The following is a 25,617-nucleotide window of genomic DNA, read 5'->3' as shown; positions in this document are numbered from 1 at the left end:
CTTCAGCCTTTCAGAAGCGTGCAGGTGGCCAGTGCCGCGATGCCTTCGCCACGGCCGGTGAAGCCCAGCCGTTCCGAAGTCGTGGCCTTGACGCTGATGCGACCAGGATCCGCATTCATGATTTCGGCCAATCGCGTCTGCATAGCGCCGGCATGGGGGCCGATCTTTGGTGCCTCGCAGATCAGGGTGACGTCTGCGTTGCCAAGCCGAAACCCGTGTTCGCGTGCCAGATCCGCGGCGTGACGCAGGAAGATCGCGCTGTCTGCGCCCTTCCAATCCGCCTCGGACGGCGGGAAGTGGCGCCCGATGTCACCCTTGGCCAGCGCGCCGTAGATGGCATCGGTCAAGGCGTGCATGCCCACGTCGGCGTCCGAATGACCGACCAGCCCGTGATCGTGATCAAGCCGCACGCCGCAAAGCGTGACGTGATCGCCCGGCCCAAGGGCGTGGACGTCGAAACCGTTGCCCATCCGGATATCCATCGTGCCATCCTTTCGGGATGCAAGGATACGCTCGGCGCGGGCGAAATCCTCGGCGAAGGTGATCTTGAGGTTGTCCTCGCTGCCGGGCGTGATCGTGACGGGAATACCTGCGCGCACCACCAGCGCCACATCGTCGGCCGCGTCCTGCGGATGCTGCCCGTGTGCGTCGGATATCTCACCCAGGGCGAAACCCTGAGGTGTCTGCGCGCGGAAAAGGTCATCGCGCGGGGCGCTGTCGCTGACCCTGCCATCGACACCGCGCCACAGGGCGTCGGTAACGGGCAGCGCTGGCGCTGCGGCAGGGGCGCCCGATTGAAGCGCGTCGATGACCCCCTTGATAACGGCGTCGTCGACCAGGGGGCGGGCGCCGTCATGGATCAGGACATGGGTGACGTCGCTGCCCGAAAGCGTGTCGAGTGCGGCGCGGACGCTGGCGCTGCGGGTCTCGCCGCCGGTGACGATGGTGGCACGTCCTGCAAAGGCGTCGATGGCGCGGTCCATTTCATCGCGATGGACGACAAGGATCACCCGGTCGAAGCCCGCGAAGGCGTCGAGCGCATGTTCCAGAACGGGACGTCCGGCGAGGTCGCGCCATTGCTTTGGATCGCCATCACCCACGCGGGTGCCGCGCCCGGCTGCGGTGACGATTGCGGCATAACCCGGGGGTGCGATCACGCTCATGCGTGATCCGGCGTCGTGCCCTGGATCGCCGCGACGAAGGCACCGCGATAGAGCGTCGAGAGGTCGGCCAGATCGCCAGCATCATCGCCCATCTGCACCGCAAGCCCGCCGAACTGGCCGACCTGGGCGGCCTGTACGTCGGCGTCGCGGGCTGCCTGCAGCAGCGCTTCGGCCCCGTCTGCCGAACAGGCGACCAGATAACGGGCCTGATCCTCGCCGAAAAGCTCACCGATGTCGCCGCTGTCCAGGCGAAGGCCGATTCCCGCGGCTTCCGCCATCTCGAATGCAGCCAGCGCCAGGCCGCCATCCGACAGATCGGTCGCGGCACGTAAGTGGGCGCGGTTCGCGCGGATGAATTCGCCGTGTTTGCGTTCGGTCGCCAAATCGACGGGCGGAGCGTCGCCTTCTTCGATACCAAAGGCTTCGGCCGCCAGCGCCGACTGGCCCAGATGACCCTCGGTTCGGCCGATCAGGATGGCGATGTCGCCGTCTTCGGGCAAACCGGCGATAAGGTCGTCCAGATCTTCGATCAGGCCAACGCCACCGATGGTGGGCGTGGGCAGGATGCCCTTGCCGTCGGTTTCGTTGTAAAGCGAGACATTGCCCGACACGATCGGGAAGTCGAGCGCCCGGCAGGCTTCACCGATCCCCTGCACGGCACCAACGAACTGGCCCATGATCTCGGGCTTTTCAGGATTGCCGAAGTTCAGGTTGTCGGTGGTGGCCAGCGGGACCGCACCCACGGCGCAGAGGTTGCGATACGCCTCGGCGACGGCCTGCTTGCCGCCCTCGACCGGGTTTGCACGCACATAGCGCGGCGTCACATCGCTGGTGAAGGCGAGCGCCTTGCTGCTGGTGCCGTGAACGCGGACCACGCCCGCGCCAAGGCCAGGGCGGCGGATCGTGTCGGCGCCGACCTGGGTGTCGTATTGTTCCCAGACCCAGCCCTTGTGAGCGTAGGAGGGGCTGCCGATCAGCGCGCGCAATCCCTCGATCGGGCGGATAGGCGGCAGGGGCGACATCGCCGAGGCTGCGGGCGTCGCAATCCACGGCCGGTCGTATTCCGGCGCGCTGGAGGACAGTTTCGACAGCGGCAGATCGGCCTTCACGTCGTCGCCGTGCAGGATGAGGAAGCGATCCTCGGCGATGGTCTCGCCCACGATGGCGAAATCGAGATCCCATTTCTCGAAGATCGCGCGCGCCTCGGCCTCCTTCTCGGGCTTCAGCACCATGAGCATGCGTTCCTGGCTTTCGGACAGCATCATCTCGTAGGCGGTCATCGCCGCCTCGCGCTGCGGGACCGCGTCGAGCTGCAGCTTGATGCCAAGACCGCCCTTGTCGCCCATCTCGACGGCGGAACAGGTCAGGCCGGCGGCACCCATGTCCTGGATCGAGATCACGCTGCCCGAGGCCATCAGCTCCAGGCAGGCTTCCAGAAGACATTTTTCGGTGAAAGGATCGCCGACCTGCACGGTCGGTCGCTTTTCCTCGATCGTGTCGTCGAACTCGGCGCTGGCCATCGTCGCGCCGCCGACGCCGTCGCGGCCGGTCTTGGCCCCCAGATAGACGACCGGCATGCCAACGCCCGACGCGGCGGAGTAGAAGATCGCATCGGCATCCGCGAGGCCGGCAGCAAATGCGTTGACAAGGCAGTTGCCGTCATAGCTGCGGTGGAACCGCACCTCTCCGCCAACGTTCGGGACGCCGAAGGCATTGCCGTAGGCGCCGATCCCTTCGACCACGCCCTTGACCAGATGCGGCGTCTTGGGATGGTCCGGCCGCCCGAAGCTGAGCGAATCCATCGCGGCGATGGGACGCGCGCCCATGGTGAAGACGTCGCGCAGGATACCTCCGACGCCGGTCGCGGCACCCTGATGCGGCTCGATGTAGCTGGGATGGTTGTGGCTTTCCATCTTGAAGACCACCGCCTGACCGTCGCCGATATCGACGACGCCCGCATTCTCGCCGGGGCCGCAGATCACCTGCGGGCCGGTGGTGGGCAGCGTGCGCAGCCATTTCTTGGACGACTTGTAGGAACAATGCTCGTTCCACATCGCGCTGAAAATGCCGAGTTCCGTGAAGCTCGGCTCGCGCCCGATGATGTCGAGAATGCGGTCGTATTCGTCGGGTTTCAGCCCGTGCGCGGCGATCAGATCGGGGGTGATCGACGGTTCCTGCATGTCCGGCCTTTCCTGCCCGAGAAGTCAGCGCCTTTTACGGGTGGAGAGGCCGCGAGGGAAGGGGACGCGGACCGAACGATCAGCCTGCATGGACAGGGTGCCCCAACGCAGCGGAAAAAAAAGCCGGGCACGAGGCCCGGCCTGAGTCCAACAGGGAGGTAGAAGATGATGCGCCACAAGGCTGCCATCGCCTTCATGATCGATCTATGGGCACGATGCCTATTAGGCAAGACGCAGGATGCTGCAAATGCAGCATGGCGGGTATGCAGTTGCTGAATAGCGACACGCTAAAGTTGTAGGTTAACATTGGAAGGGCCGCGAAACTCGGCACGGTTGATCAAGCAAATCAGACAATTGCCGGATCAAGCTGTGCCGGATTCGCTCTGCCATTTGCGATAGGACTGAATTTCTTCCAGGACGAAATCGCGAAACGCCGTCACGCGTTTCGACTGCCGCAATTCTTCAGGGAAGGCGAGGAAGACTGGCACTTCATGCGATTCGACCTCTGGCAGGACCCTCACAAGCTGCGGGAAGTCTGCGGTCAGGTAATCGGGCAGGATGCCCACGCCGACATCCCCCAGAACCGCCTGCAGGACACCGAAATAGTTGTTCACCATCAGCGTCGAGTTCAGATTGTAGCTGAGCAGCATCTGCGACAGCACCGCGCCGGAGCTGACCTGAGGCGTCGTAGGGCTTTGGCAGATCAGCCGGTGATTGGCGATATCGGCCAGACCTTCCGGTGTCCCTGTCCGGGCGAGGTAGTCCTCGGTCGCGTAAAGACGCATGCGGATGTTCAGCAGGCGGCGGCGGATCAGGTCGGACTGGCTCGGCTCCTTCATGCGGATGGCAACGTCCGCTTCGCGCATGGGCAGATCCAGCAACCGCTCTTCCAGGATCAGGTCGATCTTCAGGTCCGGGTGGCGGTCGTAGAGCTTGGCCAAGCGCGGAACCAGCCACAGCGTGCCGAAGCCGGTGGTCGTCGTCACCTTCAATTCGCCGATGACATGTTCTTCGCTGTCGCGGATGCGCGCGGCCGTCGTGTCCAGCGTCTGCGCCATGGCAGCGGTCGCCGCGTAAAGCAATTCGCCCTGTTCGGTCAGGATCAGGCCGCGCGCGTGGCGGTGGAACAGGGTCGTGCCGAGTGATTCTTCAAGCGCGCGAATCTGCCTGCTGACGGCGGATTGCGACAGGTGAAGGCTCTCACCGCCATGGGTCAGGCTGCCGACATCCGCAACGGCGTGAAAGATTCTAAGCTTGTCCCAGTCCATCACGGTCACAATCCTGCGCGATCAGCCATGCAGCGGACGCAACCCTAAACTTTGCGCGGCAGGGTGCCAATATCTAGGGACCTGACGATTTCGTTTTATCGGTCAGCTTTTCTGACCTATAATGGCGGAAATGCCATCCAGCCGCTGAGGAGGAGCGCCAGATGAGCAAGACCGAATTTTCCTTGGGCGACCGCTTCGATCTGGACAAGCGCCACGTTCTTCTGAACGGGACACAGGCGCTGGTTCGGCTGATGCTGATGCAATCGGCGCGCGATCAGGCCGCCGGCCTGAACACGGCCGGGCTGGTCACCGGCTATCGCGGCAGCCCGTTGGGCGGCGTCGATATCCAGATGACGCGTGAGCGGAAGCGGCTGTCGGATGCGAAGGTCCGCTTCCAGCCCGGTCTCAACGAGGATCTGGCAGCGACTGCAATCTGGGGCAGCCAGCAGGCTGAGTTGCGCGGCGAGGGGAAATACGATGGCGTTTTCGCGCTGTGGTACGGCAAGGGGCCGGGGGTGGACCGGTCGGGCGACGTGATGCGCCATGCGAACATGGCGGGATCGTCGAAACTTGGCGGCGTCGTGATGGCGATGGGCGACGACCACACCGGCGAAAGCTCGACCGTGCTGCATCAGTCCGACTGGGCGATGGTCGATGCCTATGTTCCGGTTCTCTCGCCCGCTGGCGTGCAAGAGATTCTGGATTACGGGCTGTACGGCTTTGCGCTGTCGCGATTCGCGGGCGTCTGGACCGGCCTCAAGACGATGAAGGACACGGTCGAGGCGACCAGTGTCGTCGATGGCGACCCGTTCCGGCAATCTTTCGTCACACCTGATTTCACGATGCCCGACGGGGGGCTGAATATCCGCTTGGGCGACACCCCGGTCGCGCAGGAAGCGCGGATGATCGACTACAAGCGCTTCGCGGCAGAGGCTTTCGCGCGCGCCAATCGCATCGACCGCCCGGTCTGGGGAAAGCCGGGGGCGCGGATCGGCTTCATCGCGGCGGGTAAGAACTGGCTCGATCTGGTCCATGCACTATCACTGCTGGACATCGACGAGGCAGAGGCCGATCGGCTCGGACTGACCACCTACAAGGTCGGCCAGACCTTCCCGATGGACATGAAGTCGTTCCAGGAATGGTCCGAGAGCCTGGATGTGATCGTGGTGGTCGAGGAGAAGCGCAAGCTGATCGAGGTGCAGGTGAAAGAGGCGATCTTCGACAATCGCCACGGTCGCCGCGTCCACGGCTGGAAGCACGACCGCACCGGCGAGGAACTGTTCCCGACCCGCTATGCGCTTGACCCGGTGATGATCGCCCAGAAGATCGGCGGCATCCTGATCGAAGAGGGACGCGGCACCGAAGGCATCAAGGCTGGCCTGACCCGGCTGACCGAGGTGCGCCGCAATGACAACGCGCCCGAGATCGCGACCCGGACCCCTTGGTTCTGTTCGGGCTGCCCGCACAACAGCTCGACCCGGTTGCCCGAGGGCAGCCGTGCCTATGCCGGGATCGGCTGTCACTACATGGTACAGTGGATGGGTCGCGAGACCGAGGGCTTCACCCATATGGGCGGCGAGGGTGCCAACTGGATCGGTGAGGCGCCGTTCAGCAACCGCGACCATGTGTTCCAGAACCTCGGCGACGGGACGTACAATCATTCCGGCTCTCTGGCGATCCGCGCGGCGAAGGCGGCGGGCACGAACATCACCTACAAGATCCTCTACAACGATGCGGTCGCGATGACCGGCGGCCAGCCGAACGAGGGCGGGCTGACTGCGCCACAGATCGCGCGCGAGCTGGCCGCGATGGGCGTCGATCCTGTGGTCGTCGTCTATGACGAGAAGGAGGACGTGGATCGCGGCCAGTTCCCGTCGGGCATGCGGTTCGAGGAACGCGACGAGATGATGGCCGTCCAGCGCGAAATGGAAGGGGTCAAGGGCGTCAGCGCGATCCTGTATGTCCAGACCTGCGCGGCCGAGAAGCGTCGGCGGCGCAAGAAGGGCGCGTTCTCGGACCCGGACCGGCGCATCTGGATCAACCCGGAAGTCTGCGAGGGCTGTGGCGATTGCGGAGTGCAGTCGAACTGCGTCTCGATCGTCCCGAACGACACGGAACTGGGCCGCAAACGCAAGATCGACCAGTCGTCCTGCAACAAGGATTACTCCTGCGTGAAGGGGTTCTGCCCCAGCTTCGTCTCGGTCCTCGGCGGCACGCTGAAGAAGCCCAAGGCCGCTGCCTTCGATCTGCCGGACCTGCCCGCGCCATCGCTGCCCACGATCCAGGGCACGCATAACGTCGTCATCACCGGCGTTGGTGGCACCGGCGTCGTGACCATCGGCGCGGTGCTGGCGCAGGCCGCGCATATCGACGGCAAGGGCGCCGGCATGATGGAGATGGCGGGGCTGGCCCAGAAGGGTGGCGCGGTCCACATCCACCTGCGGTTGGCCGATCGTCCCGAAGACATCAGCGCCATCCGCGTCGCAGTGGGCGAGGCCGATTGCGTGATCGGCGGCGATCTTGTGGTGACGGCGGGCGCTAAGACCATTGGGCTGATGACCAAGGACCGTACCGGCGCGGTAGTGAACGACCATGAGATCATCACCGGACAGTTCACCCGCGACCGAACCTTCCACATTCCGGCTGAGCGGCTGAAGATGTCGCTGCAGGCGCGTCTGGGCGATCACGTCGCCTTCTTCGACGCCAACGAACTGGCGCTGAAGCTGCTGGGCGATTCGATCTATTCGAACATGCTGGTCCTGGGCGCGGCGTGGCAGCAGGGCCTTTTGCCACTGTCGGAATCGGCCATCGCCGAGGCGATCCGTCTGAACGGCGCCAAGGTCGAGGAAAACCAGCGGGCCTTCGCGATCGGCCGCTGGGCCGTCGCCGAGCCCGAGGCCGCGCGGCGGATGCTGGCGCCGGTTGAGACCGCAGAGGACACGGTCGATCCGGTCGAATACCGCGCCGAGCGGTTGGTCGGCTATCAGGACGAGCGGCTGGCGCGACGCTTCCGCAATCTGGTCGCGCGGGCGCCGGCCGAGCTGCGCGAATCCGTCGCGCGCGGTTACTACAAGCTGCTCGCTTACAAGGATGAATACGAGGTCGCGCGATTGCATCTGGCGACGGCAGATCAGGTCGCGGCGCGATGGGATGGAGACACGAAGCTGTCCTTCCACCTCGCCCCGCCGCTGCTGCCCGGCCGCGACGCCGAAGGGCGCCCGAAGAAGCGCGAATTCGGGCCGTGGATGCTGAATGTCTTCCGCGTCCTGGCGCGCGGCAAGCGGCTGCGGGGCACGCGCCTGGACCCGTTCGGCTACCTGCCGGAACGGCGGCGCGAACGCGCGATGATCGCGGAATACGAGGCCGATATGGCAGAGATTCTGCCAAGCGTGACGTCTGCCACGATGCCGCAAGCGCTGGAATTGGCCGAATTGCCGCTGACCGTTCTGGGTTACGGCCCGGTCAAGGACGCGGCGGCCGACAAGGCGGCGGTGCGGCGGGCGGAACTGTTGGCCGAGTTTCGCGCTGGTGGCTCGCCCATGCGTGAAGCGGCGGAATAAGGTCGCGCTTTTCACCTTGGCCCCCTGCGCGTAAAGGATGGTTTCGGCGGGCAGGAGAACGGGCGATGGCGGTTGGCGTATTCGATTCAGGGCTTGGGGGGCTGACGGTCCTCAAGGGCATCCGCGAAAGGATGCCGAACCTGCCGCTGGTCTATCTGGGCGATAATGCGCACACGCCCTATGGCGTGCGCGACGCCGACGACATCTATGCCCTGACCTGCGCGGGCGTCGAACGGCTGTGGGACGAGGGTTGCGATCTGGTGATCCTGGCCTGCAACACCGCCTCGGCCGCCGCCTTGCGCCGGATGCAGGAAAAGTGGCTGCCTTCCGACAAGCGGGTGCTGGGCGTCTTCGTCCCGATGATCGAGGCGCTGACCGAACGGCAATGGGGCGACAATTCGCCCCCGCGCGAAGTGGCGGTGAAGCATGTGGCGCTGTTCGCGACCCCCGCGACGGTCGCGAGCCGCGCCTTCCAGCGCGAACTGGCCTTCCGCGCGGTCGGTGTGGATGTCGAGGCGCAGCCCTGCGGCGGCGTCGTCGATGCGATCGAGCAGGGCGACGAAATTCTGGCAGAGGCGCTTGTCGCCTCACACGTCGAGGCATTGTTGCGCCGGATGCCGCATCCGGAAGCCGCGGTGCTGGGCTGCACGCACTATCCGCTTGTCGAGGGCGCGTTCCGGCAGGCCCTGGGCCCCAAGGTCGCGGTCTATTCGCAGGCGGGTCTGGTCGCGGCCAGCCTGGCCGACTATCTTGAGCGCAGGCCCGAATTCATGGGGACCGGAACGGAATCCCGGTTCCTGACCACGGGCGATCCGGTGCGGGTCTCGGGCAAGGCGACGCAGTTCCTGCGCAGCGCGATCCGGTTCGAGGCGGCCTGAGGAGGCGAACATGGCAGGCATGAAATCGCTGAAGAAGCGGCGGCGTATTCAGGTCATCACGGCGGCTATGTTGGCGCTGGTGATCGCGGCCGGCTTGATCGGTTACGGCTTTCGCGACGGCATCAACCTTTATCGCTCGCCTAGCCAGGTCAGCGAGGCGCCACCCTCGCCTGACGAGTATTTCCAGATCGGTGGTCTGGTCAAGGAAGGCTCGATCGTGAACCGTGACGGCGTGGCCTTCGATTTCGTCGTGACCGACGGCGCGACCGAGATCCCGGTCGCCTATGTTGGCCGCGATCCGCGCCCCGATCTGTTCAAGGAAGGGCAGGGCACGATCGCCAAGGGCCATTTCCGCGAGGGCCGCTTCGAAGCGAGCGACCTGCTGGCCAAGCACGATGAAAGCTACATGCCACGCGAAGTCGTCGACACGCTGAAGGAAGCCGGCGTCTACCAGGACCCCAACTCCTGATGCGGCGCGCAACGGGCGAGGGGTTAAGGGCGCGTTAACCCTGTTCCGCCACCTTTTCGGATGGGCCGAAAAAGGGGGCGTGATGCGCACAGTCGAAGAGATCGCGACGGAAATCGTCGCGCGTGAAGGGGGCTACGTCAACGACCCCGACGATCCCGGTGGTGCGACGAAATACGGCGTCACGATCGGGACGATGCGCAGGCTGGGTTTGGATCTGACCGGGGACGGCAAGGTCGATACCGCCGACGTCAAGGCGCTGACCCGCGACCAGGCCACGCAGATCTTCGTCGAGCATTATTTCCGTCGTCCCGGCATCGCCGGTCTGCCGCCGGCGATCCAGCCAAGCGTTTTCGACATGTACGTCAATGCCGGCGCGAACGCGGTGAAGATCCTGCAACGGCTGGTGTCGCGCATGGGCTTTGCCGCCAAGGATGACGGTGTCGTCGGTCCGAAAACGCTGGGGGCCTGCAATGCGGCGGCCGCAGCCGCGCCGCTGCATCTGGCCGACGCCTACGGGATCGCGCGGCGGAATTATTATTACGCGCTGGCCGATGCCCGCGCCGCCAGCCGCAAATATGCCCGCGCCCGCAACGGCGGCAAGGGCGGCTGGATCACGCGGGCCGAGGAATTTATCGCACCGCAGTATCACCTGACTGCCGCAGAGCATCGCGAAAGGACCGCACAATGGGCGTGATCGACCGCTTCATCAATGTCGGCGCGCAGGTCAGCGCGGTCGGCACCGCCGCCAGCAACGTCGCAGAGGTTTTCACCCAGAATGCCACCCGCCGGATGGAGCTGGACGAGGAGGCCTATGCCCGCGCTATCAGCCAGCACGGGCAGGAGTTCGGGCAGGCGCCCAAAACTTGGTTCGACAGCCTGGTGAACGGCATGAACCGTCTGCCACGACCGATGATGACGCTGGGCGTGCTGGGTCTGTTCGTCTACGCGATGGCCGAGCCGGTGGGATTCTCGCTGCGAATGGAGGGGCTCGCGCTGGTGCCCGAGCCGTTGTGGTGGCTGCTGGGCGCGATCGTCAGCTTCTATTTCGGCGCACGCGAGGCACATTACTTTCGCGGTCGGGTCTGGCCGACATCGGTGACAAAGACGACGGTCAGGAACGACGCCGCTCAGGTCAGCGGCGGCACGACCGCTTCCGACTCGATCTTCCCGACGCCGATCGCGTCCGCGCCTGCGCAGACCGACAGCTTCGCCGACAACGCCGCGCTGCGTGACTGGACCGCATCGCTGCGCGGCTGAGGCCGCAACACACGCAAAGCTGACAGGTTCGGGCCAAGGTGGGGCTTTCCCCGCCTTGGCCCAGCTTTTATGGTCGCCCCGACAAGGGGAGACGCCGATGGTAGCGGAGCTTGGGCATTTCGCGCTGATCCTGGCACTGGGGGTCGCGCTGTTTCAGACCGTGGTGCCGATGGTGGGCGCGTATCGTGGTTCGCCCGCCTGGATGGACAGTGCCCGTCCTGCGGCGATCGCGCAATTTGGGCTGCTCGCGATTTCGTTCGCGGCCTTGACCCAGGCCTTCGTGACCTCGGATTTTTCGGTCCGGCTGGTCTACGAGAACAGCCACACGGCCAAGCCGATGCTTTACAAGATCACCGGCGTCTGGGGGAACCACGAGGGCTCGATGCTGCTCTGGGTGCTGATCCTCGCGCTGTTCGGGGCGGCGGCGGCGGTCGCCGGGGGCAATCTTCCACCCAGCCTGCGCGCGCGGGTGCTGTCGGTGCAGGGCGCGATCGGCGTGGCCTTTCTGGCCTTCATCATCCTCACTTCGAACCCGTTTCTGCGCTTCACCAATCCGCCGTTCGACGGGCGTGACCTGAACCCGCTGCTGCAGGACCCCGGTTTGGCTTTCCATCCGCCGTTCCTGTATCTCGGCTATGTTGGGCTTTCGATGTCATTCAGCTTTGCCGTCGCCGCCCTGATCGAGGGGCGGGTGGATGCGGCATGGGCCCGCTGGGTCCGGCCCTGGACCTTGGCCGCCTGGATGTTCCTGACGGTCGGCATCGCCCTTGGCTCGTGGTGGGCTTATTACGAGCTTGGCTGGGGCGGTTTCTGGTTCTGGGACCCGGTTGAAAACGCCAGCTTCATGCCATGGCTTCTGGCAGCCGCGCTGCTGCATTCCGCAATCGTCGTGGAAAAGCGGGAATCGCTGAAAAGCTGGACAATCCTGCTCGCGATCATGGCCTTCGGCTTTTCGCTGATCGGCACGTTCATCGTGAGGTCCGGGGTCATCACCTCGGTCCACAGCTTCGCGAGCGATCCGGCGCGCGGCGTGTTCATCCTGGCGATCCTCGCCTTCTTCGTTGGCGGCGCTCTGACGCTTTATGCGGCGAGGGCGGGCGCGATGACGGCGAAAGGCGTGTTCCAGCCGGTATCGCGCGAAGGGGCGTTGGTGCTGAACAACGTCCTGCTGGCAGTTTCGGCTTTGGTCGTCTTCGTCGGTACGATGTGGCCGTTGCTGGCCGAACTGCTATGGGACCGAAAGCTGTCGGTCGGCGCGCCGTTCTTCAACAAGGCGTTCACGCCGTTCATGATCGTGCTGGCGATCGTTCTGCCCTTGGGGTCGATCCTGCCGTGGAAGCGCGGGCAGATCGCGCGCGCCGCGCGCCCGCTGGCGGCGGCACTGGTACTGGCGCTGGCTGTGGCAACCCTGGTTTTTGCCGTCTCGACCGGACGATCCTCCATCGCCGTGATCGGCGCCGGTCTGGGGGCGTGGCTCATCTTCGGGGCGGCGGCCGAGTTGTGGCACCGTACCGGCAGCGCGGGTCTAGGGCGTCTGGCACGTCTGCCGCGCGCCGACTGGGGCAAGGCGATAGCCCATGCAGGCGTCGGTGTGACCTTCATCGGGGTCAGCCTTCTGACTGCGTGGCAGGTCGAGGATATCCGCGTCGCCCGCCCGGGTGAAAGCTTCGACATCGCAGGCTATCAGGTGACGCTGGTCGATGTGGCCGAGGTGCAGGGACCGAACTACCTGTCCACGACCGCGACCATGAGGGTCAGGCGCGACGGGCGCGAGGTGGCGGTGATGCATCCCGAAAAGCGCGTCTATCCCGTCCAGGCTATGCCGACGACCGAGGCCGCGATCGATGGCGGGCTGTTCCGCGACCTGTATCTGGTCATCGGCGACGCGCAGGCGGACGGGGGCTGGGCTGTGCGCGCCTATGTCAAACCCTTCGCCTTCTGGATCTGGCTGGGCTCGGGCCTGATGGCCGTGGGCGGATTGGTCAGCCTGACCGACCGGCGCTATCGCGTTGCGGCCGGTGCGCGGTCGCGGCGGCTTGCAGCGGTGCCCGCGGAATGAAACGTGCCGGATTGATCCTGGCGCTGATGTTGAGCCTCGGATCGGCGGCGTTGGCCGTGCAGCCCGACGAGGTGCTGGACGATCCTGCGCTTGAATCACGCGCGCGGGAAATCTCGCAGAAGCTGCGTTGCCCGGTTTGCCAGGGCGAGAACATCGACGAGTCGAACGCGCCAATCAGCCGGGACCTGCGACTTTACGTGCGCGAGCGGCTGGTGGACGGCGACAGCAACGATGAGGTCATCGACGCGGTCACCGACCGCTTCGGCGAGTTCGTCCTGTTCGAACCGCGTGCGCGTGGCGGCAACCTGATCCTGTGGCTGGCCGGACCGATCCTTGCGTTGATCGGGCTGATCATCGCGTGGAGCTTCCTGCGCTCGCGTCGCGAGATTGCCGCGCCGGTCCCACTGAGCGATGCCGAACGGTCGCGTCTCGACCGGCTGATGGAAGACGATACGCGCGCTTGACGCGCCGTCGCGCTGGCCTTGCTCGCCTCGCTGCGCATGATGACCGCCGACATGCCAGAGGAGGTCACGATGAGTCAGGAAACGATCCGCTTCAACGCCGAGGGTGGCATCGCGACGCTGATCCTGAACCGTCCCGACGTGCTGAACGCGCTGAACCGGACGATGCGGGCCGAGATCACGGCGGCGTTGACCGATCTTCCCGAAGGTACGCGGTGCGTCGTCATCACAGGGTCCGGGCGTGGTTTCTGTTCCGGGCAGGATCTGGCGGACGGTGCGGTCAGCGCCGATCTGGAGGCGGTGTTGCGCGATGAATACGAGCCGATGCTGCGCGCCATCGTCTCTTGTCCGGTGCCGGTCATCGCGGCGGTGAATGGTATCGCGGTCGGGGCGGGGGCCAATCTCGCACTGGTCGCCGATGTCGTGATCGCGGCGGAAAGTGCGGTGTTCGGGCAGGCCTTTACCCGGATCGGGCTGATCCCCGATGCAGGCGGAACATGGGCTATTCCGAGGGCGGTGGGTCATGCGCGTGCCATGGGAATGATGCTGTTCGCCGACCAGATCCCGGCGCGGCAGGCCGCCGATTGGGGCCTGATCTGGGAGGCATTGCCGGACGCCGAATTCGCCCAGGGCGTCGCGGCGCGCGCGCGCCACATCGCGGATGGACCGACCGGTGCCTATGTCTCGATCCGCGAGGCGCTGTCCGCGAGCTTCGACAACGACCTGGAAGATCAGCTGAAGCTCGAGGCGAAGTTGCAGGGCAAAGCCGGGCGCAGCGCCGATTTCCGCGAAGGGGTCACGGCGTTTCTGGAAAAGCGAAAACCGCGCTTCACCGGACGCTAAGCGATCTGGGAGAAGCGCGGGGTGCGGGTCCGGTTGTCGAAGAACGGCACCGTGTCCGGCGCGCGAAGCGGGCCGTCACCGACCTCGACCAGAAGCTCGGCCAATTCGGCCAGGACGACCTCTGTGATGAAGGGCAGGTCCAGTGCCCGCGCCTCGGGCAGAGGAACCCAGTGCAGGTGCGACAATTCGTCGCAGGCGCGGCTGAAATCCTCGGGGTCGCCGTGGATTTCGGCGGCGTCGATCAGGAAGAACCGCGCATCGAACCGGCGCGGACGTGCCGGCGGCGTGATCGCGCGAAACAGATAGATCAGCGATCCGGCATCCGGGATCAACTGTGCCTCGGCGTAACCGGGCAGGGGACAGCCGGCTCCGGAGCGGCCGATCAGCAGCCCCGTTTCCTCGGCCAGTTCACGCAGCGCGGCGGCAGCGAGCGCCGCAGGGTCAGGAGTGACGCCATCACGCGGTTCTGCCAGAAGGCGCGCTTGGTCTGAGGAGGCGAGCGGGCGGGCGAGATGCAGGTCAGCATCGCCCGGATCAACCGCGCCGCCCGGAAAGACGTATTTCGATGGCATGAAGGCGGCCATGGCACCGCGCATCCCCATCAAGACGGCGGGCGGGCCGGGTTGGCGACGGATCGCGATGATCGTCGCCGCGTCGCGGATGGGCGGTCCCTGATCGCTCACGCGCTGGCGGGGTCAGGCACGGTCGTTGCAGGACCGATGTCGCCACCAAATCCGTGCATTCGCCGCGCCCATTGGAAGGCGACCAGCGCGCCCTTGATCCGCGGCAGCATCGCCAGCGATGCAACGATGGCCCCGATCCCGAAGATCGCCAGCATCACCGCCACCGAAGGGCGCCATTCAACGAACACCCAAAGCAGCACCGGTGCGCACAGATGCGAGACAATCAGAACCGTCAGATAGGCCGGTCCGTCATCGGCGCGCTGATGATGCAGCGCCTCGCCACATTCGGGGCACGTGTCGCGAACCTTCAGAAATGACGAAAAGATCCGACCCTCGCCGCAAGCAGGGCAGCGACCGAGGGCGCCGCGAAGCACGGCCCTGCCGGTCGGACGTTCGGTTTCGGAAATGCGTGAAGTGACGGTCTGGGTCATGGCGTGTTTTCGGCCTGTCGTGGAACCGTCTTCTATCTAGGCTTTCAGCGCGACAAATTCCAGTGCCGCGAGCCATGCGGAGCCAGTTCGACGCTGGAATCCAATCGGGATGTCACCCTTGTTCAGGTCAGGCAGCGATATGCCCCCGATCGGGAATCACGCGATTCCTGCCTTTGCTCTTGGCAGCCATCATCGCGCGATCGGCACGGTCCAGCAGCGCCTCGGCCGTTGCGTCGGCCTCTTCGAAAAGATCGCGTTCGCGCAGCGACGCCACGCCGATCGACAGCGTCAGACGCACCGGGCCTTTGGCTTTTTCGAAGGGCAGCGCGATGTCTGCCCCCATGACCTCTGCCCTGATGGCTTCGGCCTGTGCGCAGGCCTCGCGCACCGAAACGCCCGGCAGGATCGCCACGAATTCCTCGCCGCCCATCCGCGCAACCAGACCTGAAAGCCCCACGACGCGTTCGATGCGTGACGCGGTTTCGCGCAGCGCCGCATCGCCCGCCGCATGACCATGCCTGTCGTTGATCTGCTTGAAGCGGTCGATGTCCATCACCAAAACCGACAGCGCCGACCCGCGCGTTTGGGCATCGCGCATCGCCTCGGCAAGACGCGGCAGTGCATAGCGGCGATTGTAAAGCCCGGTGAGCGGATCGGTCATGGCCCAGGTCAGCGAGCGCTCTGCGGCTGTCCGGCGCTGATCGGTCAGCGCCTTCTGCGCAAGCTGACGGTCGATCGCGATGACCGCCGTCTCGATCCGATCGGGCGCGGCCAGCAGAAGCGGCACGGTGTCGCCCGCACCCAGATCCAGCGCGATAGCCGCCAGATCGGGCCGCTCTGTCGGGGTGGCGACGATGAAGGCCGCGTGGCGTGAGGCAGGACGCGAGCGCAGTTCGGACAGCAACCGCAGACCTTCGCCCGGCTGATCGATATCGGCGGCGAGCAGGTACAGATCAGCCGCGCGACCCGCCGCGACGTCGGTCAGTGCCTGATCGGGGTCGCGGACCTGCAATCGATGGGCCAGATACGGTGCCAGCGCATATTTCCACGCCAGCGCCCGCGCCGGGCGGTCCGCGATCAGGGCGATACGCTGCGCCACGGCAGGCCCGACTGTTGCCTGCCCGCCGAATTCCGCGCGGGGTTCGGCGAAACCGGATATCGCATCAAGCGGCGTCCCCAGACCCTGTGCCGCGTCACGAAGAAGACCGCGCACACGCGCAAGAAGCATGAATTCGTCACCCTGCGGATCCAGCACCGCGCTGGCACCGGCGCGAAGCGCGGAAAGGCGCATATCGTCCCGGCAAAGAACCAGAACGGGAATGTCGCGCTGTCTGGGTATCTGACGCAACGCGGCGCAAAGCCGAGCCTGCTCATCATCGGGAAGCCCCGATCCCACGATCACGAGGTCGCAACGCTGCGTTTCCGCCGCCTGCATCGCCTGATCGACGCCGGAGGCGGTCAGAATGTCATAACAGGCGGCAGACAGCCGAACCTTCAGCGTGATTCGGTTCGTCGCCTGCGCATCTGCGATGAGGATCTGGCCGGTCATGACGACGCGTTCTTCCCAACTGCTGGTTGTCTTGCTCAAGGATACGCATCAAACCTTTAACAAAGTGTTTCGCCCCACCTTTTCGAGACACATGAAGCTTCATCGCACGAGGAAGGGTTCAACATGCGCGACGAGAAAGCCGCAGCACAGGATGTGGCCACGCAGGCGCTCGCCCATATCGCGGGCGACAACGAGATGTGCGAGCAGTTTTTGGCCAATGCCGGGATCGATGCCAGCCAGCTGAGACAGGCCGCCCACGATCCGGATTTCACGGTCTTTGTGCTGGATTTCGTGACGGCAGACGACAGGCGTCTGCTGGATTTTGCGCAGGCAGCGCGGCTGTCGCCCGACCGGATCATGCGCGCGCGGACCATTCTTGCGGGACCGGGGAGCGAGGGGTGGAGCGCGGACTGATCGCGCGTTTCCGAATTCTTAACGCTTTTGTCCTATTACTCGCCTCAGAGGGCAAGATGCACGGTTTGATCAATCGCTCGATCGAAGGATTTCTGCGCGGCACCTATGGTGACGCGTTCTGGCTCGGCGTGGCCGAGGCGTCGGGCATCGACGCGCGTGGCTTTCAGACGATGCGCGACTACCCGGATGCGATCAGCCATGCGCTGATCAATCAGGCGGCGCTGCGGCGCAACAAGCCCGAGGCGGAGATGCTGGAGGATTTGGGCGCGTGGCTGGCACAGATAGAGCCGGTGCGCCGTCTTCTGCGATTTTCGGGGCGCGATTTCCAGGAGTTCCTGCATTCGCTGGACGAGCTGCCCGGGCGCGCCCAGATGGTGATCCCAAGCCTCGGCATGCCGCGGATTCGCGTCACTGCCGGCGAGGGTGAGGACACCCACGTCGCGATGACCGGCTGTTTCGCTGAATGGCGCAGCGTCATGGCCGGGTTGATCCGCGCGATGGCGGACGATTACGGCGCATTGGGTCTGATACTGGTCGAGGGGGAAGCGGTCGTTGTCCGCATCTCGGACGATGCGTTTGCGGAGGGTCGCAAGTTCGAGCTCGGCGCATGGACCGGTCCTGACGCAGCGGCGGCATCGTGAAGAACACACCGGATCTGACCTCGGGCACGACCGCGAGGGCTCCCGCAGTCGAGTCGCCCTCGTTTCCCGGTGCCACGCTGGATGCGCTCGCCCTGGCCCAATTAATGCCGATGCACCTGCAGATGGGGCGTGAAGGCAGCATCGTTTCGGCCGGGCCGACCATGTGCAAGCTGTTGCCGCCCGATGGGCATCGGTTTGGCGATGCCTTTCAACTGACCCGTCCCAGCACCGGTGAAGACGATGTCGCGACGCTGTTTCACGCCGCGCATCTGGGCGAACGGATCTTTCTGCGTATGCTGGGCGGGCCGCGCCTGACGCTGCGCGGACACGGGGTCGAACTGGGCGACGGCACGCTTCTTCTGAACCTCGGTTTCGGCATCGCGCTGGCCGAAGCGGTGCGCGAGCTTGGTCTGACCGACGGCGACTTCGCGCCGCACGAACTGGCGATGGAGCTCTTGTTCCTGCACGAGGCAAATCGCGCTGTGATGGCCGAATTGTCGCGTTTCAACCTTCGTTTGGACGAGGCGCGCGAACAGGCCGAGGTGCAGGCCTTCACCGATCCGCTGACGGGTCTCTACAACCGGCGCGGTCTGGAACTGGCGCTGAACGTCGCGTTGCGGTCGGTAGAGGCGTCTCGGCCGCAAGGAACCCGGGGGGAGTTCGCCCTTGCCCATCTGGATCTGGACTTCTTCAAGGAGGTCAACGACCAGCACGGTCACGCCGCGGGTGATGAGGTGTTGCGACAGGTGGCGCAGGTGTTGCTGCGCGAGACTCGCAATAACGACACGGTCGCGCGCTATGGCGGTGATGAATTCGTGCTGATCCTGTCAGGCGCCGGTTCGCCCGCCGCATTGCAGGCATTGGCCGCCCGGATCATCGCGGGGATCGAGCAACCCATCACGGTCGAGGGTGTGACCTGCCGGGTGTCCGCCAGCATCGGGATCGCCTTGTCGACCAGCTTTGCGATCCCGGCGGTCGAGCAAATGCAGGAGGCGGCGGATGCGGCGCTTTATCGCTCGAAACATGCGGGGCGCGGGCGGGCCAGCCTGCACGGCCATGACGAAGCGGGCGAACCAGTGTGAGCGAGACCATTCCGCGACGGTGGTAAGCCGCTGCCCAAGTCGCCGGCTCGCTTCGCAAAACCGCCCGTAATCGCTTGGCGGGTCGGGCAACGCGCTTTACACCTTTGCGGATGTCATCGGATTTCCCCATCGCCCTGCCTGGACAGACGATTGGCCTGCTGGGTGGGTCTTTCGATCCGCCCCATGAAGGTCATGTCATGATCACCGAGGAGGCTTTGCGCCGCTTCGGTCTCGACCGGGTATGGTGGCTGGTCAGTCCGGGCAATCCGCTGAAGGCTCACGGGCCAGCCCCGATGCAAGATCGTGTCGCGCAAGCTCGTGCCTTGATGCCCGATCCTCGGGTCAGGGTTACGGGGCTTGAGGCGCGGCTTGGCGCGCGGTTGACCGCCGACACGATCGCGGCGCTGCAGCGGCGCTATCCGGGCGTCGCGTTCGTCTGGCTGATGGGCAGCGACAATCTGGTGCAATTCGACCGTTGGACGCGATGGCGCGAGATCGCCGCGCGCGTGCCCATCGGGGTCTTCGCGCGGCCCGGCACCCGGCTTTCGGCACGACAATCTCGGGCGGCGTCGATCATGCGCCGCTGGCGGCTGCCAGAGTGGCGCGCGCGGGAACTGGCATGGACGACGGCGCCGGCCTGGGTCCTGATCGACGTTCCGATGTCGAACCTTTCCTCCAGCGCGATCCGCGCCCGACGCAAGCGCAGCAATGGACGCAGCGATGTTTGATCGCCGGACGTTTCTGATCGGGGCGTTCCTGGCACCGGCCGCGCTGCGCGCAGAGATCTCGTCCACAGCATTGGGTGCCCGGCCACCACTGCGCCCCGCGCCCGATCCCACGTCGCTGATCGCCGCGGCGGGGCTGGCGGGCGATGTCAGCTTTGCGGCCATCGATGCCGCGACGGGCGACGTTATGGCCATGCTAGGCACGCAGGCCTTTCCGCCGGCGAGCACGATGAAAGCGATCACCACGCTTTACGCGCTGGACAGGCTTGGGCCGGACCATCGCTTTCGCACGCGCGTGGTCCGCGCCGGCGATATGCTGGTGCTGGCCGGGGGCGGCGATCCCGTGCTCAGCACCGACGATCTTGCGTTGCTCGCCGATCAGCTTGTAAAAGCCGGCGAACCTTCGCCCGCGCGCTTCGCCGTCTGGGGCGGCGCGCTGCCGACAATCCAGTCGATCGCGCCCGAGCAAGCGATCCATGTCGCCTACAATCCCGCGCTGTCGGGAATGATCCTGAATTTCAACCGTGTCCATCTGGACTGGCGGCAGGCAGGCAGCGACTATCAGATCTCGCTCGAGGCACGGGCTGCATCCAACTCGCCGCGCGCCTACACGGTGACCGCGCGCGCCGCGGATCAAGCGGTGCTTTTCACCTATCATGCCGACGAGGCGCAGGAATCCTGGGCCGTCTCACGGGCAGCGATGGGCCGCTCGGGCAGTCGCTGGCTGCCGGTGCGCCTGCCCGAGCTTTATGCGGGCGATGTCTTCCAGACACTGTGCCGCGCACGTGGGCTGGTTCTGCCTACGCCAGAGGTGATCGACACCTTGCCCGCGGGATCGGAGGTCGCGGCGGTCGAAAGCCCGCCCCTGCAGGTGATCCTGCGCGACATGATGACCTATTCGACGAACCTGACGGCGGAAGTCGTCGGCTTGCACGCCAGCGGCGCATCGACGCTGGCGGCGTCAGGCGCAGCCATGCGTGATTGGCTGGCCGGGAAGGGGATCGGCGATCCGATGGTGCTGGCCGATCATTCCGGCCTGTCGCCGGACAGCCGCATCACCTCGATGACGATGGCGCGGGTGATGGCGGGGCCGGGAAAGGCCGCGGATCTGCAACGCCTGATGAAGGCGCATCCGCTGGACGAAGACCTCGGCGACGCGGACGCCCGGTCTCCCGCGGTCCGGGCGAAGACCGGGACGCTGAATTTCGTCTCCAACCTTGCGGGTTATGCGACGGACGCGGATGGCCGGCAAATCGCCTTCACCATCTTCTGTGCCGATCTGGACCGCAGGGCCGCGACCGAAGGTCAGGAACTGCCGGCGGGCGTCAGCACCTGGACGCGGCGCGCCAAGATCCTGCAGCGCGCATTGATCGACGCCGTCGCTGCCGCCTGAAGAGGGGTTCTAAAGCCGGCGGTGACGCACTTGCGCCGCAAGCTCGATCGCGGCGGCGTGCAGGCGAGAGATCTCAAGCTGGTCGCGGATTTCCTGCAGCAGTGCCGCTTCGCCCTCGCTTACCTGACCGTCGGATGCGGCGACGTCGCAGGCCAGGACATAGGCGGTCTCGTACAACCGCTCTGGCAGCGAGTCGCGAACCAGACCGAACAAGGCGTCGATCCCGTCCTCTTCTTCGAAAAGCGAGATCACCGTCTGGCTGACGCCCCGGATGCGGTCGGTGTCGTAATTGGCAAAGACCGGCGTGTGATCGACGATCCGCTGAATCGCGATCAGTTCGGCGGTGCGCATGTTCTGGTCCGAGGCCGATACGGCCACCATGACCGCGACCAGCGTGTCGGCGGGCGAGAACGAGGGCAGATCGAGGGTCATGGGTCCACTCCCAATGGGCTTGCGGGGCAAATTATTGACGATCCCGCGGGGTTTCAATAAGCCCCGGTCGATCCCCGTGACCGGAGTTTTTCAGATGACGACCCTGCGCGATGCCGCGATGACCTCCAAGGCCTGGCCCTTCGAAGAGGCGCGCCGGGTGCTGAAACGCTACGAGAAGGCGCCGCCCGAAAAGGGCTTCGTGCTGTTCGAGACGGGTTACGGCCCTTCGGGTCTGCCCCATATCGGCACCTTCGGTGAAGTCGCGCGGACAACGATGATCCGCCGCGCCTTCGAGATGATCAGCGACATCCCTACGAAGCTGATCTGCTTTTCGGACGATCTGGACGGAATGCGCAAGGTTCCCGACAACGTCCCGCAGACCGAGATGCTGCGCGAGCATCTGCAGGAACCGCTGACATCGGTGCCCGATCCGTTCGGCGAACATGCGAGCTTCGGCGATCACAACAACGCCATGCTGCGCCGGTTCCTCGACACGTTCGGCTTCGATTATGAATTCATCAGCGCGACCGAATTCTATCGCTCGGGCCGGTTCGACGACACGCTGCGCCTGGCCGCCGAACGCTACGAAGCGATCATGGACGTTATGCTGGCCAGTCTGCGCGAAGAGCGTCAGCAGACCTATTCCTGCTTCCTGCCGATCAGCCGCAAGACGGGTCGCGTGCTGTACGTCCCGATCAAGCATGTCGATGCGGCGAACGGCACGATCACTTTCGACGAGGATGGTGAGGAAACGACGCTGCCCGTCACCGGCGGTAACGTGAAGCTGCAGTGGAAGCCCGATTTCGGCGCCCGCTGGGCCGCGCTTGACGTCGATTTCGAGATGTACGGCAAGGATCACAGCACCAACACGCCGATCTACGACGGCATCTGCGAGATCCTCGGCGGTCGCAAGCCAGAGCATTTCACCTACGAGCTGTTCCTCGATCAGCACGGACAGAAGATCTCGAAGTCGAAGGGCAACGGGCTCAGCATCGACGAGTGGCTGACCTATGCGGCGACCGAAAGCCTGTCCTATTTCATGTACCAGAAGCCAAAAACGGCCAAGCGGATGCATTTCGACGTGATCCCGAAGGCCGTCGACGAATACCATCAGCAGTTGCGCGCCTATCCCGACCAGACGCCGGAACAGCAGGCGGCGAATCCGGTCTGGCACATCCACGGTGGCGACGTTCCCGCAAGCGATATGGTCGTGCCGTTCCAGATGCTGCTGAATCTCGCTTCGGTCGCGGGTGCTTCGGACAAGGACGGTCTGTGGGGGTTCATCCGCCGCTATGCGCCCGATGCGAGCCCGGAAGCCAATCCCGGTCTTGATAAGGCGGCAGGGTTCGCGGTGCGTTATTTCAACGATTTCGTCGCACCGACACGATCGTTCCGTGTGCCGACCGATGTCGAGCGTCGGGCGATGGAGGATCTGGCCGGGCGGCTGGCCGCATGGGATCAGCCCGCCGATCCGGAAGCACTGCAAAGCATGGTCTTCGCGGTCGGCAAGGAACACGGGTTCGAACCTTTGCGCGACTGGTTCGCGGCCCTCTATCAGGTGCTGCTGGGTGCCGATCAGGGACCGCGCTTCGGGGGCTTCATTGCGCTTTACGGCGTCGATGAGACTCGTGCGCTGATCGAACGCGCGCTGGCCGGAGAGCTTGCGACCGCCGAAGACTGAGCACCCCTGCCACGGCCGGGTTTACCGCAACGACAGTTGCGCGGCGCGCCGTTGCGCCGCGCGGGCGATTCAGGCCGCGTTAACCGTTCGTAAACTATCTGTTGACCAATCACGCCGCCCCGGGCGGCCGGTTTGATTGGGAGACGTCGCGATGAACATTGCCATCACCAACGGATTGCAGTTGATGCCGCCCGATTTCCGTGCGGGGCTGCGTGTCTGGTCGCGCACCGATGGCACATCGGGTTCACCACGCTGGTCGGATGCGCCGAATGCCGGAATCGTGCCGGGCGATCAGGATTTCGGCGTGTGCATGGAGATCAGCAAGACCGACACGATCACCCGCCTGCGCTTCGTGGGCGAGACCCCGATGATCCCCGGCGTCTATCTGCGCGTCTCGGCCCGCCTGAAAGCCATCGCCGGACCGCTTTGCAGTGCGCGGATCGCGGGGTGGGCAGGCACCGCCTCGCGCACCCATGTCGGCGGGCTCGTCGAGGTCGGCCCCGCCGTCGCCATGCGCAGCTACGGCGACATCATCGAGGTCAGCGCCATCGTCGGCGTCGGGGCACGGCCGGGCGTGGACATGCGCTGGGGCACGGTGCCGGTCTTCGGGCATTTCGGCTTGGATCTGGTCGGCGCGAACGGCGGCTCGATCCGCATCGAGTCGGTCAGGATCGAGGATATCACTGCGGCCTTCGTCCCATCGATGATCGACTGGGTCGATGTGCGCGATTACGGGGCGATTGGTAACGGCACGACGGACGACCGCGCGGCCTTCATCGCCGCCGACAGGGCTGCCAAGGGCGGCGGCATCCTTGTTCCCGAAGGACGCTATCGGATCGGTTCGGATCTCAGCATCAACGCCCCGATCCGTTTCAAGGGCACGTTGACCGCGCCCGCCGCGGTCCGCATCGCCTTCATGCAAAGCTTCGATTTCCCCACCTACGCCGACGCCTTCGGCAACGAGACGCTGGGTCTGGAAAAGGCGCTGCAAGCCATGTTCGGCTATGTCGATCACGTCGAGCTGGATCTGCGCGGTCGGCGCGTGGATCTGGCGCGGCCGATCCAGATCCACAACCTGGTCAAGGGACGGTCGTGGTCAAGCCGGCGGTCTATCGCAAACGGTCAGATCCTTGCGCTGAACACAGCAGCCTTTCGCACCGGAACGGCCACCAGCACCGCCAAATACGACATCAACAGCCCCTATCAGCTGACCAACGTGGCGAACGTCGCTGCGATCGAGGTCGGCAGCCGGGTGATCGGCAACGGCGTCGGGCGCGAGGTCTATGTCCGTGCCCGCAACGTCGCGGCCAAATCGCTGACGTTGTCGCAGCCTCTTTACGGCGGTTCGGCGACGCGAACCTACGCCTTCCATCGGTATCGCTACCTGTTCGATTTCTCGGGCTGCACCAATTTCGACCGGCTGCAGTTCGTCGATCTTGAGTTGCACTGCAACGGCGTCGCCAGCGGAATCATGCTGCCGCCGTCGGGGTCGATGTTCTCGATCCGCGATTGCTACGTCACCCGTCCGCGCGACCGCGGCATCACCTCGATCGGGCGAGGATGTCAGGACCTGCTGGTCGATCGCTGCCAGTTCATCTCGAACGAGTCCGAGAAGAACGCGCAGGACCGCACGTCGATCGCGATCAACGTGAACGCTAACGACACCAAGATCCGCGACAACCGCTTCGTCCGCTTCGGCCATTTCATGGTCGCGAATGGCGGCGGCCATATCATCAGCGGCAACCACTGGTTTCAGGGCGACGGCCGCAAGGATGGCTTGCGCTATGCCGGGCTGGTGCTGACGCTGACCAACGTGCAGACCACGATCACCGGCAATTATGTCGACAATTCCTCGATCGAATGGACGAACGAACATTCGGCCCGACCGCGATTCACCGGAAGCCAGTACAGTTTCGGGGGGCTGACCATCACCGGTAACACCTTCCTGTGTTCAAACACCGTGAACTGGTTCACCTGGCTGACCGTGAAGCCCTATGGTCCGGGGCACTTCATTCACGGGCTGACCGTATCGGGCAACGTGTTCAAGGCGCTGGATGGCGCGGTTCAACGGATCGAGCGGGTGGATACGTCCTTTGCCGACCTGGACTACAACAGCATGCGCAACATCCAGTTCGACGGAAACACGTTCAACGGGATCGAGACCTACGTGGCCAACCCACTGCTTGTGCGCCATCAGCAAGCCGCCGCTGCCGTGACCTGGACGCCGGCCGTCGTGCGGGGGCTGCCTTTCATGGGCTGGGTCAGGTCCATCGGATCAGTCGTGGCGGAAACGCCAATCACAAATGCGGCGGGGGCGCGCGTGGCTGAAATGCCATGGACGCAGACGATGATCGGCGCGAGCCACCGCCAGTTGCGGCTGAACTGGAAAAGCGCGGTGAAGGGTACCGTGGCGATGCAGGTGAGGATGGATATGCCGGGCTGAGCCGG

General features: G+C 65.0%; 22 protein-coding genes. 15 read left to right on the top strand and 7 right to left on the bottom strand.

Features of this window, described 5'->3' with window-relative positions; translation table 11 throughout:
• Positions 1-2: 2 nt before the first annotated feature.
• The 3 genes from MLD63_RS15700 to MLD63_RS15690 all read right to left on the bottom strand — a co-directional run bounded on the left by MLD63_RS15700 (position 3) and on the right by MLD63_RS15690 (position 4,611).
• Positions 3-1,163 (bottom strand): bifunctional 2-C-methyl-D-erythritol 4-phosphate cytidylyltransferase/2-C-methyl-D-erythritol 2,4-cyclodiphosphate synthase, encoded by a 1,161-nt coding sequence (locus tag MLD63_RS15700; RefSeq protein WP_255330861.1) that lies wholly within the window; start codon positions 1,161-1,163, stop codon positions 3-5.
• Positions 1,160-3,343 carry a phosphoribosylformylglycinamidine synthase subunit PurL gene (purL, locus tag MLD63_RS15695; protein ID WP_255330860.1) on the bottom strand — a complete coding sequence of 728 codons (2,184 nt, stop codon included), beginning with the start codon at positions 3,341-3,343 and terminating at the stop codon, positions 1,160-1,162. Before purL ends, MLD63_RS15700 begins: the two co-directional genes overlap by 4 nt.
• 362 nt (positions 3,344-3,705) lie before the next feature.
• Positions 3,706-4,611 carry a LysR family transcriptional regulator gene (locus MLD63_RS15690; protein ID WP_255330947.1) on the bottom strand — a complete coding sequence of 302 codons (906 nt, stop codon included), beginning with the start codon at positions 4,609-4,611 and terminating at the stop codon, positions 3,706-3,708.
• A gap of 161 nt (positions 4,612-4,772) precedes the next feature.
• On the opposite strand from MLD63_RS15690, the gene MLD63_RS15685 reads away from it, so the two are divergent.
• The 8 genes from MLD63_RS15685 (at position 4,773) to MLD63_RS15650 (ending at position 14,138) form a co-directional block, all read left to right on the top strand.
• Entirely contained in the window at positions 4,773-8,171 is a 3,399-nt protein-coding gene (locus tag MLD63_RS15685) for an indolepyruvate ferredoxin oxidoreductase family protein (RefSeq protein WP_439957676.1), read from the top strand.
• A 65-nt stretch (positions 8,172-8,236) separates the two neighbouring features.
• A complete protein-coding gene (locus tag MLD63_RS15680; RefSeq protein ID WP_255330859.1) occupies positions 8,237-9,049 on the top strand; it encodes a glutamate racemase in 813 nt (270 codons plus the stop codon).
• A gap of 19 nt (positions 9,050-9,068) precedes the next feature.
• A complete protein-coding gene (ccmE, locus tag MLD63_RS15675; protein ID WP_255330946.1) occupies positions 9,069-9,518 on the top strand; it encodes a cytochrome c maturation protein CcmE in 450 nt (149 codons plus the stop codon).
• A gap of 82 nt (positions 9,519-9,600) precedes the next feature.
• On the top strand, positions 9,601-10,212 hold the full coding sequence (locus tag MLD63_RS15670) for a holin-associated N-acetylmuramidase (protein WP_255330858.1): 612 nt from the start codon (positions 9,601-9,603) through the stop codon (positions 10,210-10,212).
• Positions 10,203-10,775 carry a holin family protein gene (locus tag MLD63_RS15665; protein WP_255330857.1) on the top strand — a complete coding sequence of 191 codons (573 nt, stop codon included), beginning with the start codon at positions 10,203-10,205 and terminating at the stop codon, positions 10,773-10,775. Before MLD63_RS15670 ends, MLD63_RS15665 begins: the two co-directional genes overlap by 10 nt.
• A 97-nt stretch (positions 10,776-10,872) precedes the next feature.
• Entirely contained in the window at positions 10,873-12,834 is a 1,962-nt protein-coding gene (locus tag MLD63_RS15660; protein WP_255330856.1) for a heme lyase CcmF/NrfE family subunit, read from the top strand.
• Positions 12,831-13,298, top strand: a complete 468-nt coding sequence (locus MLD63_RS15655; RefSeq protein ID WP_255330855.1) for a cytochrome c-type biogenesis protein — start codon at positions 12,831-12,833, stop codon at positions 13,296-13,298. The genes MLD63_RS15660 and MLD63_RS15655 overlap by 4 nt, the downstream gene beginning before the upstream one ends.
• 69 nt (positions 13,299-13,367) lie before the next feature.
• Complete coding sequence (locus MLD63_RS15650; protein ID WP_255330854.1) at positions 13,368-14,138, top strand: enoyl-CoA hydratase-related protein; 771 nt, start codon at positions 13,368-13,370, stop codon at positions 14,136-14,138.
• On the opposite strand, the gene MLD63_RS15645 is transcribed toward MLD63_RS15650, so the two are convergent.
• From MLD63_RS15645 to MLD63_RS15635, 3 genes are all read right to left on the bottom strand, one after another.
• Complete coding sequence (locus MLD63_RS15645) at positions 14,135-14,821, bottom strand: NUDIX hydrolase (RefSeq protein ID WP_255330853.1); 687 nt, start codon at positions 14,819-14,821, stop codon at positions 14,135-14,137. The genes MLD63_RS15650 and MLD63_RS15645 overlap by 4 nt on opposite strands.
• Positions 14,818-15,252, bottom strand: coding sequence for a DUF983 domain-containing protein (locus MLD63_RS15640; RefSeq protein WP_255330852.1), 435 nt, complete (start codon positions 15,250-15,252; stop codon positions 14,818-14,820). Before MLD63_RS15640 ends, MLD63_RS15645 begins: the two co-directional genes overlap by 4 nt.
• 127 nt (positions 15,253-15,379) lie before the next feature.
• Entirely contained in the window at positions 15,380-16,840 is a 1,461-nt protein-coding gene (locus tag MLD63_RS15635) for a diguanylate cyclase domain-containing protein (RefSeq protein ID WP_255330851.1), read from the bottom strand.
• 84 nt (positions 16,841-16,924) lie between these two features.
• On the opposite strand from MLD63_RS15635, the gene MLD63_RS15630 reads away from it, so the two are divergent.
• The 5 genes from MLD63_RS15630 to dacB all read left to right on the top strand — a co-directional run bounded on the left by MLD63_RS15630 (position 16,925) and on the right by dacB (position 21,056).
• Positions 16,925-17,215, top strand: a complete 291-nt coding sequence (locus MLD63_RS15630; RefSeq protein WP_255330850.1) for a DUF3572 domain-containing protein — start codon at positions 16,925-16,927, stop codon at positions 17,213-17,215.
• 56 nt (positions 17,216-17,271) lie between these two features.
• Positions 17,272-17,856: a heme NO-binding domain-containing protein gene (locus MLD63_RS15625; RefSeq protein WP_255330849.1), complete on the top strand. Its 585-nt coding sequence runs from the start codon at positions 17,272-17,274 to the stop codon at positions 17,854-17,856.
• Positions 17,853-18,938, top strand: coding sequence for a GGDEF domain-containing protein (locus tag MLD63_RS15620; protein ID WP_255330848.1), 1,086 nt, complete (start codon positions 17,853-17,855; stop codon positions 18,936-18,938). Before MLD63_RS15625 ends, MLD63_RS15620 begins: the two co-directional genes overlap by 4 nt.
• Positions 18,939-19,048: 110 nt before the next feature.
• Positions 19,049-19,666 carry a nicotinate-nucleotide adenylyltransferase gene (locus MLD63_RS15615; RefSeq protein WP_255330847.1) on the top strand — a complete coding sequence of 206 codons (618 nt, stop codon included), beginning with the start codon at positions 19,049-19,051 and terminating at the stop codon, positions 19,664-19,666.
• Positions 19,659-21,056 carry a D-alanyl-D-alanine carboxypeptidase/D-alanyl-D-alanine endopeptidase gene (gene dacB / locus MLD63_RS15610; protein ID WP_255330846.1) on the top strand — a complete coding sequence of 466 codons (1,398 nt, stop codon included), beginning with the start codon at positions 19,659-19,661 and terminating at the stop codon, positions 21,054-21,056. Before MLD63_RS15615 ends, dacB begins: the two co-directional genes overlap by 8 nt.
• A 9-nt stretch (positions 21,057-21,065) precedes the next feature.
• Here dacB and MLD63_RS15605 read toward each other — a convergent pair whose 3' ends face one another.
• The gene (locus tag MLD63_RS15605) at positions 21,066-21,488 is read right to left on the bottom strand and encodes a tellurite resistance TerB family protein (protein WP_255330844.1); all 423 of its coding nucleotides are present in this window, start codon (positions 21,486-21,488) and stop codon (positions 21,066-21,068) included.
• Between the two features lie 94 nt (positions 21,489-21,582).
• On the opposite strand from MLD63_RS15605, the gene MLD63_RS15600 reads away from it, so the two are divergent.
• Together MLD63_RS15600 and MLD63_RS15595 are read left to right on the top strand one after the other, a co-directional pair.
• Positions 21,583-23,169, top strand: a complete 1,587-nt coding sequence (locus MLD63_RS15600; RefSeq protein ID WP_255330843.1) for a lysine--tRNA ligase — start codon at positions 21,583-21,585, stop codon at positions 23,167-23,169.
• 151 nt (positions 23,170-23,320) lie between these two features.
• Entirely contained in the window at positions 23,321-25,612 is a 2,292-nt protein-coding gene (locus tag MLD63_RS15595) for a glycosyl hydrolase family 28-related protein (protein ID WP_255330842.1), read from the top strand.
• Positions 25,613-25,617: the final 5 nt, after the last annotated feature.

The sequence above is a fragment of the Paracoccus albicereus genome (genome assembly GCF_024359525.1).
GTDB lineage: Bacteria > Pseudomonadota > Alphaproteobacteria > Rhodobacterales > Rhodobacteraceae > Paracoccus > Paracoccus albicereus.
Note: the sequence above shows the minus strand (reverse complement) of the source record. Positions and strands in the feature narration are given on the sequence as shown.